We start from the raw sequence: 15,288 nt of genomic DNA, 5'->3' as shown, positions 1-15,288 counted from the left end.
GAGTCCGGCAAAGACCACTGGGGAGGCGACGGTGGACCTGCCGGCGGACGGGCTGTTGCCCGGTGAACGGCTGCTGTGGTGGGGACGGCCACAACGTCTCGCGCTCGCCCGGTTCGACTGGTACCAGTTCCTGTTCGGCCTGCTCTGGGGGATCGCGACCATCGTGGTCCCGGTGGCCAGGCACGCCCCGCTGTCGTTCCTCGCCTGGGTCGTCGGGGTGGGCGGTCTCGCGTTCGCCTGGGTGCCGGTCGGCGCCAGGTTGCGGGCGCGGCGCGGCGTCGCGTACCTCGTGACCGACCGGCGGATCGTGCTGGTCGATCGCTTCTCGGGACGGACTCGCACGTCGGTGTACCTCGGGACGCTGCCGCCGCCGGTCGCCCGGATCCGGCGGGACGGCAGCGGAACCATCGACTTCGGCAGGTTCTTGCGGACCCCCGTGGCGTTCTCTCCCGCGTCGGTTTCCTTCTTGGTCACGGGCCTGGTCGCCGTGCCGGAGGCCGGGCGGGTCCGCGACCTGATCGCGTGGGCACAGGCCGGGCAGGCCTGACCTCACCCGGACGTGTCCGATTCCACTGCTCAGCTAAGTTACCGGCCGGTACACTCGACGAAACGTCCACCGCCGGAGGTGTGCTGTGCCGTATCCAACGGACCGCGAACGAGACCGCCCGTGGGTGATGCGGACCTACGCGGGGCACTCCTCCGCGGCCGCGTCGAACGAGCTCTACCGGCGCAATCTCGCGAAAGGGCAGACCGGTCTCTCGGTGGCGTTCGACCTGCCGACCCAGACCGGCTACGACCCGGACCACCAGCTCTCCCGCGGCGAGGTCGGCAAGGTCGGCGTGCCGGTGTCGCACATCGGCGACATGCGGCGGCTCTTCGACGGCATCCCGCTCGCCGAAGCCAACACGTCGATGACGATCAACGCGCCGGCCATGTGGCTGCTCGCGTTGTACGTCTCCGTGGCGCGTGAGCAGGCCGAAGCCGAGGGCCGGGACGTGGACGAGGTCCTGGCCAAGCTCACCGGCACCACGCAGAACGACATCATCAAGGAGTACCTGTCCCGCGGGACCTACATCTTCCCGCCGGGGCCGAGCCTGCGGCTGATCACGGACATGATCGCGTGGACCGTGCACCACGTGCCGAAGTGGAACCCGATCAACATCTGCAGCTACCACCTGCAGGAAGCCGGGGCGACGCCGACGCAGGAGGTCGCGTACGCGCTGTGCACCGCGATCGCCGTGCTCGACGCCGTCCGGGACTCCGGGCAGGTCGACGAGGCCGACATGGCCAAGGTCGTCGCGCGGATCTCCTTCTTCGTCAACGCCGGTGTGCGGTTCGTCGAGGAGATGGCGAAGATGCGCGCGTTCACCGCGCTCTGGGACGAGCTCACGCGAGACCGTTACGGCGTAACGGATCCGAAGGCACGCCGCCTGCGTTACGGCGTCCAGGTCAACTCGCTCGGCCTCACCGAAGCCCAGCCGGAGAACAACGTCCAGCGCATCGTGCTCGAGATGCTCGCGGTGTCACTGTCCCGCGGCGCTCGCGCCCGCGCGATCCAGCTGCCCGCGTGGAACGAAGCCCTCGGCCTGCCCCGGCCGTGGGACCAGCAGTGGGCGCTGCGGATGCAGCAGGTGCTCGCGTTCGAGACGGACCTGCTGGAGTACGAGGACATCTTCGACGGCTCGCACGTCATCCAGGCCAAGGTCGACGAGATCATGACCGGCGCGCGCGAGGAGATCGCCCGCGTCCAGGACCTCGGCGGCGCGGTCGCCGCCGTCGAGAGCGGCTACATGAAGTCGCAGCTGGTCACCTCCCTGGCCGAGTACCGGCGCGGGGTGGAGAACGGCGAGCGGATCCTGGTCGGCGTCAACAAGTTCGAGACGACCGAGCCGTCGCCGCTGCAGGCCGAGGGGGCCAAGGCGATCGAGACGATCGACCCCGCCGTCGAGAAGGCCGCCGTCACCGCGATCGAGGACTGGCGGGCCCGGCGCGACAACGACGCCGTCGAGCGGTCGCTGGCCGCGTTGAAGGAACGGGCGCGGACCACGGAAAACCTGTTCGAGGCCACTGTGGACTGTGCGCGGGCCGGGGTGACCACCGGCGAGTGGGCCGGCGCGCTGCGCGAGGTGTTCGGCGAATACCGGGCGCCCACCGGGGTTTCCGCGTCCGCCGTCGCCGGCGCGGGTGACCCCGAGCTGGAGCGGGTGCGCGCGCGGGTCCGGGAAACCGAAGCCGAACTCGGCGAGCGGCTGCGGATCCTGGTCGGCAAGCCGGGCCTCGACGGCCACTCCAACGGCGCCGAGCAGGTCGCCGTCCGGGCGCGCGACGTCGGGTTCGAGGTCGTCTACCAGGGCATCCGGCTGACGCCCGAGCAGATCGTCGCGGCCGCGGTGCAGGAAGGCGTGCACGTCGTCGGGCTTTCCGTGCTCTCCGGTTCGCACCTCGAGGTCGTCCCGCACGTCGTCGACGGCCTGCGGGCCGCGGGGGCGGGCGACGTCCCGGTGATCGTCGGCGGCATCATCCCGCCGGACGACGCCGCGCTGCTGACCGAGCGCGGCATCGCCAGGGTGTTCACGCCCAAGGACTACGAGCTGACCGAAATCATGGACGGCATCGTCTCGCTGGTCCGGGAGCGCAACGGCCTCAGCTGAGCCCGGCCAGGACGTCCTTTGTGGACTTCACGGTGGCGAACTGGTTCGCCAGGTTCGCCGCCGTGACCCGGTAGAGCTCGTCCGCGGGCACGCCCGGCAGGTCGAAGGTGAACGTCGCGTCGAGGGCGAAAGTGACGTCGTAGCCGAGGTTCCCGCCCATCCGCGCGGTCGTTTCGCAGCAGAAGTTCGTCTGGATCCCGGCGACGACGAAGCTCGAGATGCCGCGCCGGCGCAGCCACGCGTCGAGGTCGACGTCGCCGATGAACGCCGAGTTGACCTGCTTGCCGAACACCAGGTCCGGCCGCGCGCCGTCGAGCTCGGGCTTGAAGTCGTTGCCCGGCTGACCCGGGCGCAGCGGGGAGTCCGGCTTCACGGAGTCGTGGCGCACGAGCACCACCGGGAGCCGCCGCTCCTGCCAGGCGTCGAGCAGTGCCTCGATGTTGGCTTCGGCGCCGGGATTGTTGCGCGGGCCCCAGAAGTCCGGGTCGTCGAACCCGCGCTGGACGTCGATCAGGATGAGTGCCGTTTCGGTCATGCGTCGAGTTTCGCGGCGTGCCGGCACGAAGGGGAGTGGCAGAAGACGCGCGATGCGGTACTTTCCTGCCATGCGCACCATCGGCGTCCTGCTGCTGCCGGGCACCCGGATGTTCGACCTCGCGGTGATCGGCGAGGTCTGGGGCCAGGACCGGACCGACAGCGGGATCGGCCCGTTCACCGTGCGGCTGTGCAGCCCCGGCCGGGTCCGCACGGCCGTGTCGCCGTTCGGCGACGTCGCCGCGACCCACGGGCTCGCCGGGCTCGACGACTGCGACCTCGTGCTGGCGCCCGGCCGCGACGACCCTCTGGCGGCCGTGCCCGCGGCAGCGGCCACCGCGCTGCGGCGGGCGCACCGGGACGGGCGGACCGTCGCCGGGCTGTGCTCCGGCGCGTTCACCCTCGCCGCGGCCGGCCTGCTCGACGGCCGCCCGGCGACGACGCACTGGCGCGACCTCGACGCCCTCGCCCGCGTGGCGCCGCGCGCGGACTTGCAGCGTGACGTGCTCTACACCGACGACGGCGGCGTCCTGACGTCCGCGGGTGTCGTCGGCGGCCTCGACCTCTGCCTGTACCTGGTCCGGCGCGACCACGGCGCCGACGTCGCCGCCGCTCTCGCCCGGCGCCTGGTGATGCCACCGGCACGCGAAGGCGGTCAGCGTCAGTACGTCGACAACCCGTTGCCGCCGAAGGCTTCCCAGCCCGGCATGGCGTCCACAATGGACTGGGCGTTGGCACGGCTCGGGGACGGCATCGGCGTCGAAGACCTCGTCGGGCACGCGCGGATGAGCGAGCGGACGTTCCACCGCGAGTTCGCCGCGGCCACGGGCGTGACGCCGGGCCGCTGGTTGCGCGTGCAGCGCGTCCGGTACGCGCAACGGCTGCTCGAGACGACGTCGCTGCCGGTCGAGCGGGTCGCGCAGCGGTCGGGCCTGGGCACGGCGGCCAACCTGCGACGACGGATGCGGGCCGAGGTCGGCGTCGGCCCGGACAGCTACCGGCGCACATTCCGAGGGGCTACCGTCGGGGCATGACCGACTACCAGCACATCCTGGTGAAGCGGGACGGTGACACCGTCACGATCACCATGAACCGGGCGGCGCGGCGCAATTCGCTCTCCGCGGACCACCTCGCCGAGCTGCTCGCCGCGTTCCGCGAAGCGGGGACGTCCGACGCGACCGGCGTCGTGCTGGCCGGCGACGGCCCGGTGTTCTCCGCCGGGCACGACTTCGCCGACGTCGCCGCGCGTGACCTGGTGGGCGTGCGCGAGCTGCTGGCGCTGTGCACGGACCTGATGAAGACGATGCAGTCGATCCCGCAGGTGGTCATCGCCCGCGTGCACGGCCTGGCCACGGCGGCGGGCTGCCAGCTGGTGGCGTCGTGCGATCTCGCCGTGGCGGCCGAGTCGGCGGGCTTCGCCTTGCCGGGCGGCAAGGGCGGCTGGTTCTGCCACACCCCGGCGGTCCCGGTGGCGCGCTCGATCGGCCGCAAGCGGCTCATGGAGCTGGCGCTGACCGGCGACGTCATCGACGCGGCCACGGCGCTGGACTGGGGCCTGGTGAACCGGGTCGTCCCGGACGAGCGGCTCGACGACGCCGTCGCGGAGCTGCTGGGCCGGGCGACACGCGGCAGCCGGGCCAGCAAGTCGATGGGCAAGGTGACGCTCTACGCCCAGCTCGACCGGCCCGAGGCCGACGCGTACGCGATCGCGCTCGAGGTCATGGCCGCGGCGTCGCAGCTGCCCGGCGCCCGCGAAGGCATGGCGGCGTTCCTGGAGAAGCGCAAGCCCTCCTGGCCCGACTGACCCGGAGCCGCACTTTCACGGGGAAAGTGCGGCTTCTCGCTGCGGGCCGACCGTACCATACGGTATGGTACGGCCATGGCGGGTAAGCGGGACTGGCTGGACGCGGGGTTGGTGCTGCTGGCGGAGCAGGGCGCGCCGGCGGTGACCATCGAGCGGCTGACCGAGCGGCTCGGGCTGTCGAAAGGCTCCTTCTACCACCACTTCAAGGGCATGGGCGGCTACCGCACCGCGCTGCTGGAGCACTTCGAGGCCGAGCGCACCACGCGGTTCGTGGAGCAGGCCGAGGCGGCGGAGGGCGACCGGCTGAGCGCGTTGCTGAAGCTCGTCCTCGCGCCGGGACCCGGCCCCGAACTCGAGATCGCCGTCCGGGCCTGGGCCCTGCAGGACGCCGAGGCGAGGGCGGTCCAGGAGCGCGTCGACCGGACCCGGGTGGCCTACCTGACCGAGATCAGCGGCGACGCCGGCCTGGCGCGGGCGCTCTACCTGATCGTCGTCGGGGCCGGGCAGGTCGTGCCGCCGCTGTCCGGCCGGCAGCTCAAGAGCGCGTTGGAACTCGTACTGGGGAGACGGAAATGACCGAGCCATTCGCCGCGGGTGCGGACTACGTCGAGTTCAAGGAGGTCGAGAGCGAGAACAGCCTGCGCGAGTTCGTCGCGGGCGTGTTCGGCTGGTCGCCGCTGTGGGTGAAGGCCCTGTTCGGCATCCGGTACGTGCTCGCCAAGGCGCTGCGGCTGGACACCGCGTCCGTGCCGCGGACCGGCCGGCTCCGGCCCGAGGACGTCGGGTTCGCCCCCGGCGACCGGGTCGCGTTCTTCACAGTGCGGTCCGGCGATCCGGAGCGCTACCTCGTCGCCGGCGTGGACGACAGCCACCTGACCGGCTACCTGACGGTCGAAGCCGTGCCGCGCGGCTTCCGGCTCGGCACGCTCGTGCACTTCCACAACCGCGTCGGCCCGGCCTACTTCGCGCTGATCAAGCCGTTCCACCACCTGGTGATCCGCGGGATGCTCAAGGCCGGTGCCGCTCGGCGAGCATGAGCTGGGCCCAGGCGGCGATGGACTGCGCGTCGGTGATCTCGCCGGCGAGGATCATCTTCTCGACGTCCGCGCGGGAGAACCACGCGCTGCGCATGTCCTGCTCTTCGTGTTCGCGCTCCGGCTCGCCTTCGGTGATGTCCGTGGCGAGGAACACCCAGCCGCGCTGGCTGCTCATGCCGGCGGCGACGTCGAGCTTGCCGAGCGCGACCATCGAGCCGGCGCGCAGCCCGGTCTCCTCGCGCAGTTCGCGGACCGCCAGCTCCGCGGGCGGCACGTCGGCCAGGCCGGGCGCGGTGCCCTGCGGGAACTCCCAGCGCCGCTCGCCGAGCGGGTAGCGGAACTGCTCGACCAGCCGGAACCGGTCGCCGTCCTGGGCGATGACGAGCGCGTAGGCCGGCTTGTCGATGACGCCGTAGATGCCCGGCGAGCCGTCGGAGCGGCGGATCTCGTCCTCCCGCACCGTCATCCAGTTGTTCCGGTACACCTCGCGGGACGCGACACGCTGAATGGGGTCCACGCGCCCAGTATCACCGACTCTGTCCTACCCTCCTCGGGTGCGTCTCGTGATCGCGCGGTGCCAGGTCGACTACGCCGGCCGGCTGACCGCCCACCTGCCGATGGCCACCCGCCTGCTGCTCGTCAAGTCCGACGGCTCGGTGTCGGTGCACTCCGACGACCGTGCGTACAAGCCGTTGAACTGGATGAGCCCGCCGTGCTGGCTGATCGAGGACGGCAAGCTCTGGATCGTCGAAAACAAGCAGGGCGAGAAGCTGGTGATCTCCATCGAGGAGGTCTTCCACGACTACTCCCAGGCCCTGGGCGCGGAACCGGGCCTGCAGAAGGACGGCGTCGAAGCACATCTGCAGGAACTGCTGGCCGAGCACATCAAGACCCTCGGCGACGGCTACACCCTGGTCCGCCGTGAATTCCCGACGGCGATCGGCCCGGTCGACATCATGGCCCGCGACGCCGACGGCCGCTCGGTGGCGGTCGAAATCAAGCGCCGTGGCGAAATCGACGGCGTCGAGCAGCTGACGCGCTACCTGGAGCTGCTCAACCGCGACCCGCTGCTGGCCCCGGTGCAGGGGGTGTTCGCGGCGCAGATCATCAAGCCGCAGGCCCGCACGCTGGCCGAGGACCGCGGCATCCGCTGCCTGACCCTGGACTACGACGAGCTGCGCGGCATCGAGTCCGACGAGTTCCGGCTGTTCTGACGTGGTCGAGCCCGGCCGGTACGTCCACTACAAGGGCGGCGAGTACGAGGTGCTCGGCGTGGCCCGCCACAGCGAGACCGAAGAGGAGCTCGTGGTGTACCGCGCGCTCTACGGCGAGATGGGGCTGTGGGTTCGCCCGGTGACGATGTTCACCGAGACCGTGGAGACGCCGGACGGCCGGGTGCCGCGGTTCCGGCGTTCGCCGGGCTGAAGCCGTACCGTTGAAAACCCGCTGACGCTTATGCCATGTGTCCGGAGAGCGGCCGATTGGGTCACGATGCCGGATGAGGACATTATGGGCAGGTGCGATCCATCCCGGAGAAGACACTGGAGCACTGGGCCAGCAGCTACCTGTCCAACCGGTTTCCCAACGGTGCTCTGTGGTGGCCGACCTCGGGCGAGGACGTCCTGGCCGAGTTGCCCCGACTCGCCGCATCTGCGCCAGGGAAGACACTGGCGTTGGAGCTGAAGACGACCGAAGCGCGCGGTGACGACCACGTCCTCGAAATTGACACCCGCCGGCTGGCGCGTTACCTGTATCCGCGGTCCGGCCCACCGCTGCCGGTGTACTACGTGTTCCCGACCCCGCGCTGGACCGGTCCGCTGACCTCCCGCTCCGGCTTCTCGCCACCCGCTCCGGGCAGTTCGGCGGCACCACCGAAATGGTGGCGGCGGCAAGCCGGGACGGCGTGGTTCGGTGACTGGCTCCACGTGATGCCCGCGGGCTCGGTGGCCGCTGCCTTGCCGCGTGGTCGGAGCGCACCGTCCGTGAAGAAGGCGACGTTGTTCACCCTGAAAGATTCTCATCTTCACGGCGGGGTGCCGGACTGGGCGACTGTGTTCGGCAAAGCTCTGCCGCGGCGGCCATTGAAGTGGCCACGGTTCTGGGAGGTTGTGACTATCTGTGGGCCGGACGATGGTGTCCGGTGGTGGACGATCGTCGGGCGGGATAACCGGCCAGACCGGGTACTCGTGCTCAGCGCAGGCGAAGAGCGCGAATGGTCGGTCGGTGAGCTACTCGATCAGCCTCGGTGGCAGCACGGTCAGATGGACGACGGGGACGAGGGCGTTGAAGCGCAGCTGGGCGAGGATGTCGGCGGCGATGAACGTCTGCTGCTGCATATTCCGGAAGCCTCGCTCACCTGAAGTGCGACTGCGGCGGTGTCTGCCGGCGAACGGCTGGGAAGCCCGCGGAGGAGTCTCCGGCTGCCTGAAACACCGATACCGAATCGATGCCGGAATCAATGTATCTGATTCTTCGCTGAATACTCCGCCAGGAAATTCTTTGACCCGATAGCGCCCGGCATAGTGGCAGATATTTTTTTCACCGTGATTCCTGCGCTGTTCGGGTGAGTTCGGGATCTTATTCGCCGAACCCGTGCGACACTCGGGTCGAGGGGTTCCGCCGGTGCGTCCGGCGTGGCCGGAGGGTGGTGCGCTCGGCCGTCTTTCTTCGTCGTGCCAACGTTGGGAATCCGCCTTCGAGCTCGGTGTGCGCACGCCAGCCGGCCGGTGTGCGCGCGTTTCGCCACCCGCGGAGGAGGAAGTCATGCGTTATCGCCCACTCGGTTCCGATCCGGCCGACCCGCGCCTGGGCCGATTCGTTCCGGACGACTGGCGGCACGTGGAAAGGTATCCGTTCGGCGCGCTGGCCGAGGAGCACCGGCCGAAGCGCTCGCCCGTCGTGATCGGGGTCAACTGGTACTCGGCGTTCGACGGCCCGGAACAGGACGAGACCTCCGGCGAGTTCTTCATCGCCAAGGCCGGCGTCAAGAAACTCGGCCACATCCGCGGCGGGCACTGCGTGTGCCTCGAGCCGGGTGGCACGCCGGACACCGACGCCTGGTACGCGTTCTACGACCAGGGGCACGAAGGGGCCTGCGTCGGCTTCGGCTGGTCGCGGTGCATGTCGCTCTACAACGGCAGCGAGTACGCGGCCCGCTGGCTCTGGGACTCGGCCAAGAAGCGCGACGAGTGGCCCGAGACCAACCCCGGTGACGACAACGGCACGTCGGTCCGCGCCGCGGCCCAGGTGCTCAAGGACACCGGGCACGTCCTGTGGGCCGACTCCTACGCCGCCGACGACTGGCAGGCGCGCGAGAAGTACACCCCCGAGGTCAAGCAGGGCATCAAGGCGTTCCGCTGGGCGAAGTCGGTCGACGACGTGCACTCCGTGCTCGCCAACCCGCGGGCCGACGCGCTCGGCGCCGTGCCGATCCTCAACTCGTGGGGCCCGGGCTACCCGCACCGGACGTACCTGCCCGACGAGGTGCTCGCCAAGCTGATCGAGGAGGACGGCGAAATCGCCGTCCCGACCGACCGCTGATCGGCGCCCGCTCCCGCGGCGCGTGAACGAGGGCGCGTCTTCCCTGGTCAAGACCGGGAAGGCGCGCCTTCTGTGCACTGTGGACACGTCAGCGTGCCGACCCTGAATCCATGCAGTACTGTCCGGATCCGACAGGGTGGTGGTGATTCCTGTCGGTTATTGTCCCGCTTGACTTGTGCTGTTTCAAGACGTACTGCCGGAGGTGGGTCGGGTGCTGGTACTGGCCGATGCGAACCTGCGACTCGACGCGAACGCGATCGACTACATCGAGCTGGCGTTCTATTTCGCGCTCGTGCTGGGCATCGGATATCTGGCGCGACGGCAGGTGTCGAGCAGTCTCGACTTCTTCTTGTCCGGCCGTTCGCTCCCGGCCTGGGTGACGGGCCTGGCGTTCATTTCGGCGAACCTCGGCGCGGTCGAGGTCATGGGCATGTCGGCCAACGGGGCCAAGTACGGCCTGCCGACCGTGCACTACTTCTGGATCGGCGCCATCCCGGCGATGCTGTTCCTCGGCATCGTGATGATGCCGTTCTACTACGGCTCCAAGGTGCGCAGCGTCCCCGAGTTCATGCGGCGGCGCTTCGGCAAGCCGGCCCACCTGGTCAACGGCATCAGCTTCGCCGCGGCCCAGATCCTCATCGCGGGCGCGAACCTGTTCCTGCTGGCCAGTGTCGTCAAGCTGCTCCTCGGCTGGCCGCTGTGGGTGTCGATCATCGTCGCCGCCGCGATCGTGCTCTCCTACACGGCGCTCGGCGGCCTGTCCGCCGCGATCTACAACGAGGTGCTGCAGTTCTTCGTGATCGTCATCGCGCTGGTGCCGCTGACCATCATCGGCCTGGTCAAGGTCGGCGGCTGGCAGGGCCTGGTCGACAAGGTCACCAACAGCCCGGGCGGGTCGGCGCAGCTGCACTCCTGGCCCGGTGACAACCTGACCGGGTTCGGCAACAGCCTGCTGTCGGTGCTGGGCATCGTGTTCGGCCTCGGCTTCGTGCTTTCCTTCGGCTACTGGACGACGAACTTCGTCGAGGTCCAGCGCGCGATGGCGTCGAAGAGCATGTCGGCCGCCCGGCGCACGCCGATCATCGGCGCGTTCCCGAAGATGCTGGTCCCGTTCATCGTGATCATCCCCGGCATGATCGCCGCGGTCACCGTCTCCGAGTACGTGAAGGACAAGCAGGTGCTGCTCGACGGCGGCACCGCGGAAAGCGGCGTCACCTTCAACAACGCCCTCTTGCTGCTGATGCGCGACCTGCTGCCGAACGGCATGCTCGGCATCGCCATCGCCGGTCTGCTGGCCTCCTTCATGGCCGGCATGGCGGCGAACCTGAGCTCGTTCAACACGGTCTTCACCTACGACATCTGGCAGACCTACGTCCAGAAGGACAAGCCGGACCACTACTACCTGAACCTCGGCCGCGTGGTGACCTCGGTCGGCACGATCGCGGCGATCGGCACGGCCTTCATCGCGTCGAACTCCGGCAACATCCTGGACTACCTGCAGGACCTGTTCTCGTTCTTCAACGCGCCGCTGTTCGCGACGTTCATCCTCGGCATGTTCTGGAAGCGGATGACCCCGCACGCCGGCTGGAGCGGCCTGGTGCTCGGGACCGCGTCCGCGATCACCGTCTGGGCCCTGTCGAAGGCCGGGGTGCTGGGCCTGACCGGCCAGGGCATCAGCTTCGTCGCCGCCGGGACCGCGTTCGTCGTCGACATCGTGGTGAGCGTGGTCGTCTCGATGGCGACCCGGCCGAAGCCGGACGAGGAGCTCGTGGGCCTCGTCTACTCGCTGACGCCGAAGGAGACGCGCCAGCACGACGCGACCGGTGAGAACGCGGGCTGGTACCGCAAGCCGGGCCTGCTCGCGGGCATCGTGCTCGTCCTGACCATCGCCCTGAACGCCATCTTCTAGGAGGCCGGAATGGCTACCGAGTCGCAGCCGCGCACGCACAAGGCAGGCGCTTTCGACATCCGGCTGATCATCGCCCTGCTGATCGGCGTCTACGGCGTCATCCTCACGGTCATGGGCATCGGCTTCACCTCCGACGAGGAGATCAAGAAGTCGGCCGACGTCAACATCAACCTGTGGGCCGGCGTCGGCATGCTGGTGGTCGCCGCGTTGTTCGTCCTCTGGGCGAAGCTCCGCCCGCTCGTGGTGCCGGTCGAGCCCGAGAGCGGCGACACACCCGCCACCGCGGGCGAATAGCCGGGTTGTCCGGACAGCGGGCCGACGTTGCCGCTAGCGTGCTCGGCGTGCTCCCCGACGCTCGGCACCGCCGTCTCCCGAAGCTGTTCCTGCTGGTCACCGCCCTCGCGCTGCCGCTGACCGCGTGCGGGCAGGACCTCGGCAAGTCCAACTTCGCCCGGACGACGGTGCCCGCCGCGGCCGGCACCGGCCAGATCGCCGACGGGCCGATCACCGACGCCGCGGTGGCGGCGGACGCGCTCCGCGTGATCCAGCCGTGCCAGTTCCTCACCAAGGACGCCCTCGGCGCGCTGGGCCTCGGCACGGCCGGTGACGACCCGTCGCCGTCGTCGATCGCCTTCGACACGTGCAGCAACAAGGTGAAGGATCCCGGCGGCAAGGAGATGCGGCTCGAGCTCGAGATCGGCAGCGCCACCCTGCTGCCGCGGGCGGACAAGACGACCGGGCAGGCCGGCGGGCTGCCGCTGCGCGTGAACAAGACCGGCGACACCGACTGCACGGTCGCGGCGATGACCGCGCTGAACCCGGACCTGGCGCTCGCGGTGTCGGTCACCTACGCCGGCGACCCCTGCCGTCCCGGGCAGACGCTGGTCGAAGCCGTCGTGCAGAAGGTGCACAACGCGCCGGAGAAGTACTCGACGCCGGCGGGCACGGTGCTGACCGCCGACCCGTGCGCGATGGCCGACACCGCGGTGGTCGCCTCCGCCGTGCCGTCGGCGAAGCCCGCGCCTTCGGGTCTGCACTCCTGCGACTGGAAGGGCGGCGTCGGCGGCGCGGTGGTGACGGTCCGGTTCCTCCCGGGCCTGCCCCCGCTCGCCGGCGACGGTTACTCCAAGGTGGACCTCGGCAACGGCGTCACGGCGTTCCAGAAGCCCGACACCGCGAGCTCGGCGCGGTGCCGGGTCCAGTGGCAGCACCGGCCGTGGCAGGGCGACGACGTCGAACTGGCCCAGGTGGACTACCAGGGTGAGTCCGGAGGCACCGGCGACCCGTGCGGCAAGGCGGTGACCGTCGCGAAGAACGTCGTCACCAAGCTCCCCAAACCTTGATCTGGCGGCGGGCCGCGCGGGGAGGTAGGAAGGGGGCACCCCACCCGCCGATGTGCCGGAGGCTGCCGTGAAGAAGATCATCAACGATCCGGCGAACGTGGTCGCCGAGTCGCTGCGGGGGCTCGCCGCCGCGCACGCCGACGTCCTCCGTGTCCAGTACGACCCGGACGTCGTGATCAGAGCCGACGCGCCGGTCGCGGGCAAGGTCGCCGTCATCTCCGGCGGCGGGTCCGGGCACGAGCCGCTGCACGGCGGTTTCGTCGGCCGGGGCATGCTCGCCGCCGCCGTGCCCGGCGCGGTGTTCACCTCGCCGACGCCGGACGCCGTGCAGGCCGCGGTCACCGCGACCACCGGCGACGCGGGCGCCCTGCTCATCGTGAAGAACTACACCGGCGACGTGCTGAACTTCGAGACGGCCGCCGAGCTGGCCGCCGCCGAGGGCCTCGACGTCCGCAGCGTCGTGATCGACGACGACGTCGCGGTCAAGGACTCGACGTACACCGCGGGCCGCCGCGGGGTCGGCGGGACGGTGCTGCTGGAGAAGATCACCGGCGCCGCCGCCGAGCGAGGCGACTCGCTCGACGCCGTGACCGCGCTGGCGCGGAAGGTGATCGGGCAGGTGCGGTCGATCGGCGTCGCGCTCACCGCGCCGACCGTGCCGCACGCCGGCACCCCGAGCTTCGACCTCGGCGAGGGCGAAGTCGAGTTCGGCATCGGCATCCACGGCGAGCCCGGCCGTGAACGGATTCCCGCCGAGCCGGCCGACGCGTTGGTGGCGCGGATGGTCGAGGCGGTCGTCTCGGACCTGCCGTTCGCATCCGGCGACCGCGTGCTGCTGTTCACCAACTCGATGGGCGGCACCCCGCTCGTCGAGCTGTACCTGGCGCACGGCATCGCCGAGCGGCTCCTGGCCGACCGGGGGATCGTGGTCGAGCGCCGGCTGGTCGGGCCGTACATCACCAGCCTCGAGATGCAGGGGATGAGCCTGACGGTGCTCAAACTGGACGACGAGCTGACCGAGCTCTGGGACGCCCCGGTCAACACCGCGGCGCTGCGGTGGGGGTGCTGATGACCTGCACGACCGAGGGGGTCGCGGCGGCCGTGCGCGCCGCCGCGGCGGTGGTCGCCGAGCACCGCGTGGAGCTGATCGACCTCGACCGCGCCATCGGCGACGGCGACCACGGCGAGAACCTGAACCGCGGGTTCGCGGCCGTGGTGGCGGCGCTCGACTCCGCTGTTCCGGACACACCGGGCGGAGTGCTGAAGCTCGTCGCGACGACGTTGATCTCCAAGGTCGGCGGCGCCGCGGGCCCGTTGTACGGCACGGCTTTCCTGCGTGCCTCGGCCAAGCTCGGCACGGCGGACGACCTTGACGTCCCGGCGCTGCTGGACGCGCTGCGCGCCGGCCTCGAAGGCGTCCAGGCCCGGGGGAAGGCCGTGGGCGGCGACGCGACGATGGTCGATGCCCTGATTCCCGCGGTGTCGGCCGCGGAGAAGGCGGCCGAGGACGGCGGTGACGTCGCCGCGGTGCTGACCGCCGCCGCCGACGCGGCCGACGGCGGCGCGGAGTCCACAGTGGACCTGGTGCCGCGGAAGGGCCGCGCGTCCTATCTCGGCGAGCGCGCGGTCGGGCACATGGACCCCGGCGCCCGTTCGTCGGCGCTGCTGCTGCGGGCGTTCGCGGAGGCCGCCCGGTGAGCGTGGGAATCGTGCTCGTGTCGCACAGTGCGAAGCTCGCCGAGGGGCTGGCCGAGCTGGCCGCCCAGATGGCGCCGGACGTCACCATCGTGCCCGCCGGCGGCCTTGCGGACGGGTCGATCGGCACCGACTACGACGAGGTCGTCGCGGCCACCCAGCGCGCCGACCACGGCGACGGGGTCGTGCTCCTCTACGACCTCGGCAGCGCGCAGATGACCGCCGAACTCGCCGTCGAGTCGCTGGCCGACCCGTCGGCGGCCATCGTCGCCGACGGCCCGCTGGTCGAGGGCGCGATCGCCGCGGCGGTCGCGGCGCAGGCCGGGCAGGACCGCAAGGCGGTGGCGGAGGCCGCCGCGACGGCCGGCATCCCCGAGGACCTGGCGCCCGCCGAGGACCTGGCCGACCGCACCGACAGCGTGGAAATCGAGCTGGAGCTGCGCAACGACGTCGGGTTGCACGCGCGGCCCGCCGCGTTGCTCGTGCGCGCGCTGAGCGAGTTCGACGCCGAGGTCACCGTCCGGCTCGGCGACCAGGAAGCCGACGGCCACAGCGTGCTGGCCCTGATGTCGCTCGGCGCCCGCCAGGGTGACCGGATCCGCGTCCGGGCGCGCGGCCCGCGGGCTTCCGCCGCGCTGGAGAAGACGAAGGAGCTGGTCGACGGCAATTTCGGCGAGTGAGGCCGTCTTCGCCGACCGGGTGACTTGTGCGGTACTGACTCGATTCCGTCTGGGCTTCCGGTGGTGCCCGTGGCACTATCGAGGCCAATTACCAG

The 15,288-nt window shown here is 70.5% G+C and carries 18 protein-coding genes; 16 read left to right on the top strand and 2 right to left on the bottom strand.

Features of this window, described 5'->3' with window-relative positions; all coding sequences use genetic code 11:
- Positions 1-31 precede the first annotated feature (31 nt).
- Positions 32-547: a hypothetical protein gene (locus AB0G28_RS18445; RefSeq protein WP_361089726.1), complete on the top strand. Its 516-nt coding sequence runs from the start codon at positions 32-34 to the stop codon at positions 545-547.
- A gap of 85 nt (positions 548-632) precedes the next feature.
- On the top strand, positions 633-2,651 hold the full coding sequence (locus AB0G28_RS18440; protein WP_361089724.1) for a protein meaA: 2,019 nt from the start codon (positions 633-635) through the stop codon (positions 2,649-2,651).
- Here the strand turns inward: AB0G28_RS18440 and AB0G28_RS18435 are convergent.
- Positions 2,644-3,186: a cysteine hydrolase family protein gene (locus AB0G28_RS18435; RefSeq protein WP_361089722.1), complete on the bottom strand. Its 543-nt coding sequence runs from the start codon at positions 3,184-3,186 to the stop codon at positions 2,644-2,646. The two genes, AB0G28_RS18440 and AB0G28_RS18435, sit on opposite strands and share 8 nt — an antisense overlap.
- 70 nt (positions 3,187-3,256) lie before the next feature.
- Between AB0G28_RS18435 and AB0G28_RS18430 the strand changes: the two genes are divergently transcribed.
- The 4 genes from AB0G28_RS18430 to AB0G28_RS18415 all read left to right on the top strand — a co-directional run bounded on the left by AB0G28_RS18430 (position 3,257) and on the right by AB0G28_RS18415 (position 6,026).
- Positions 3,257-4,219, top strand: coding sequence for a helix-turn-helix domain-containing protein (locus tag AB0G28_RS18430; protein WP_361089720.1), 963 nt, complete (start codon positions 3,257-3,259; stop codon positions 4,217-4,219).
- Complete coding sequence (locus tag AB0G28_RS18425; protein WP_361089718.1) at positions 4,216-4,989, top strand: enoyl-CoA hydratase-related protein; 774 nt, start codon at positions 4,216-4,218, stop codon at positions 4,987-4,989. Before AB0G28_RS18430 ends, AB0G28_RS18425 begins: the two co-directional genes overlap by 4 nt.
- Positions 4,990-5,064: 75 nt before the next feature.
- Positions 5,065-5,565 carry a TetR/AcrR family transcriptional regulator gene (locus AB0G28_RS18420; RefSeq protein ID WP_361089716.1) on the top strand — a complete coding sequence of 167 codons (501 nt, stop codon included), beginning with the start codon at positions 5,065-5,067 and terminating at the stop codon, positions 5,563-5,565.
- Positions 5,562-6,026, top strand: a complete 465-nt coding sequence (locus AB0G28_RS18415; protein WP_361089714.1) for a DUF2867 domain-containing protein — start codon at positions 5,562-5,564, stop codon at positions 6,024-6,026. The genes AB0G28_RS18420 and AB0G28_RS18415 overlap by 4 nt, the downstream gene beginning before the upstream one ends.
- Here AB0G28_RS18415 and AB0G28_RS18410 read toward each other — a convergent pair.
- Positions 5,998-6,543, bottom strand: coding sequence for an NUDIX hydrolase (locus AB0G28_RS18410; RefSeq protein ID WP_361089712.1), 546 nt, complete (start codon positions 6,541-6,543; stop codon positions 5,998-6,000). The genes AB0G28_RS18415 and AB0G28_RS18410 overlap by 29 nt on opposite strands.
- Before the next feature lie 37 nt (positions 6,544-6,580).
- On the opposite strand from AB0G28_RS18410, the gene nucS reads away from it, so the two are divergent.
- From nucS to dhaM, 10 genes are all read left to right on the top strand, one after another.
- Entirely contained in the window at positions 6,581-7,240 is a 660-nt protein-coding gene (gene nucS, locus AB0G28_RS18405) for an endonuclease NucS (protein ID WP_285985896.1), read from the top strand.
- Position 7,241: 1 nt separating this feature from the next.
- The gene (locus AB0G28_RS18400) at positions 7,242-7,451 is read left to right on the top strand and encodes a DUF1653 domain-containing protein (RefSeq protein WP_361089710.1); all 210 of its coding nucleotides are present in this window, start codon (positions 7,242-7,244) and stop codon (positions 7,449-7,451) included.
- A gap of 92 nt (positions 7,452-7,543) precedes the next feature.
- Complete coding sequence (locus AB0G28_RS18395; protein ID WP_361089708.1) at positions 7,544-8,386, top strand: hypothetical protein; 843 nt, start codon at positions 7,544-7,546, stop codon at positions 8,384-8,386.
- Positions 8,387-8,789: 403 nt separating this feature from the next.
- Positions 8,790-9,566 carry a hypothetical protein gene (locus AB0G28_RS18390; protein WP_361089706.1) on the top strand — a complete coding sequence of 259 codons (777 nt, stop codon included), beginning with the start codon at positions 8,790-8,792 and terminating at the stop codon, positions 9,564-9,566.
- A 211-nt stretch (positions 9,567-9,777) separates the two neighbouring features.
- Positions 9,778-11,475 (top strand): sodium:solute symporter family protein, encoded by a 1,698-nt coding sequence (locus tag AB0G28_RS18385; RefSeq protein ID WP_361089704.1) that lies wholly within the window; start codon positions 9,778-9,780, stop codon positions 11,473-11,475.
- Between the two features lie 9 nt (positions 11,476-11,484).
- Positions 11,485-11,769 (top strand): hypothetical protein, encoded by a 285-nt coding sequence (locus tag AB0G28_RS18380; protein ID WP_361089702.1) that lies wholly within the window; start codon positions 11,485-11,487, stop codon positions 11,767-11,769.
- A 47-nt stretch (positions 11,770-11,816) separates the two neighbouring features.
- Entirely contained in the window at positions 11,817-12,818 is a 1,002-nt protein-coding gene (locus AB0G28_RS18375) for a DUF3558 domain-containing protein (protein ID WP_361089700.1), read from the top strand.
- A gap of 67 nt (positions 12,819-12,885) precedes the next feature.
- A complete protein-coding gene (dhaK, locus tag AB0G28_RS18370; RefSeq protein ID WP_361089699.1) occupies positions 12,886-13,887 on the top strand; it encodes a dihydroxyacetone kinase subunit DhaK in 1,002 nt (333 codons plus the stop codon).
- On the top strand, positions 13,887-14,516 hold the full coding sequence (dhaL, locus tag AB0G28_RS18365) for a dihydroxyacetone kinase subunit DhaL (RefSeq protein WP_361089697.1): 630 nt from the start codon (positions 13,887-13,889) through the stop codon (positions 14,514-14,516). Before dhaK ends, dhaL begins: the two co-directional genes overlap by 1 nt.
- A complete protein-coding gene (gene dhaM, locus AB0G28_RS18360; protein ID WP_361089695.1) occupies positions 14,513-15,193 on the top strand; it encodes a dihydroxyacetone kinase phosphoryl donor subunit DhaM in 681 nt (226 codons plus the stop codon). The genes dhaL and dhaM overlap by 4 nt, the downstream gene beginning before the upstream one ends.
- The last annotated feature ends 95 nt before the right edge of the window (positions 15,194-15,288 follow it).

The organism is Amycolatopsis sp. NPDC021455, assembly GCF_040640995.1.
Lineage (GTDB): Bacteria > Actinomycetota > Actinomycetes > Mycobacteriales > Pseudonocardiaceae > Amycolatopsis.
Note: the sequence above shows the minus strand (reverse complement) of the source record. Positions and strands in the feature narration are given on the sequence as shown.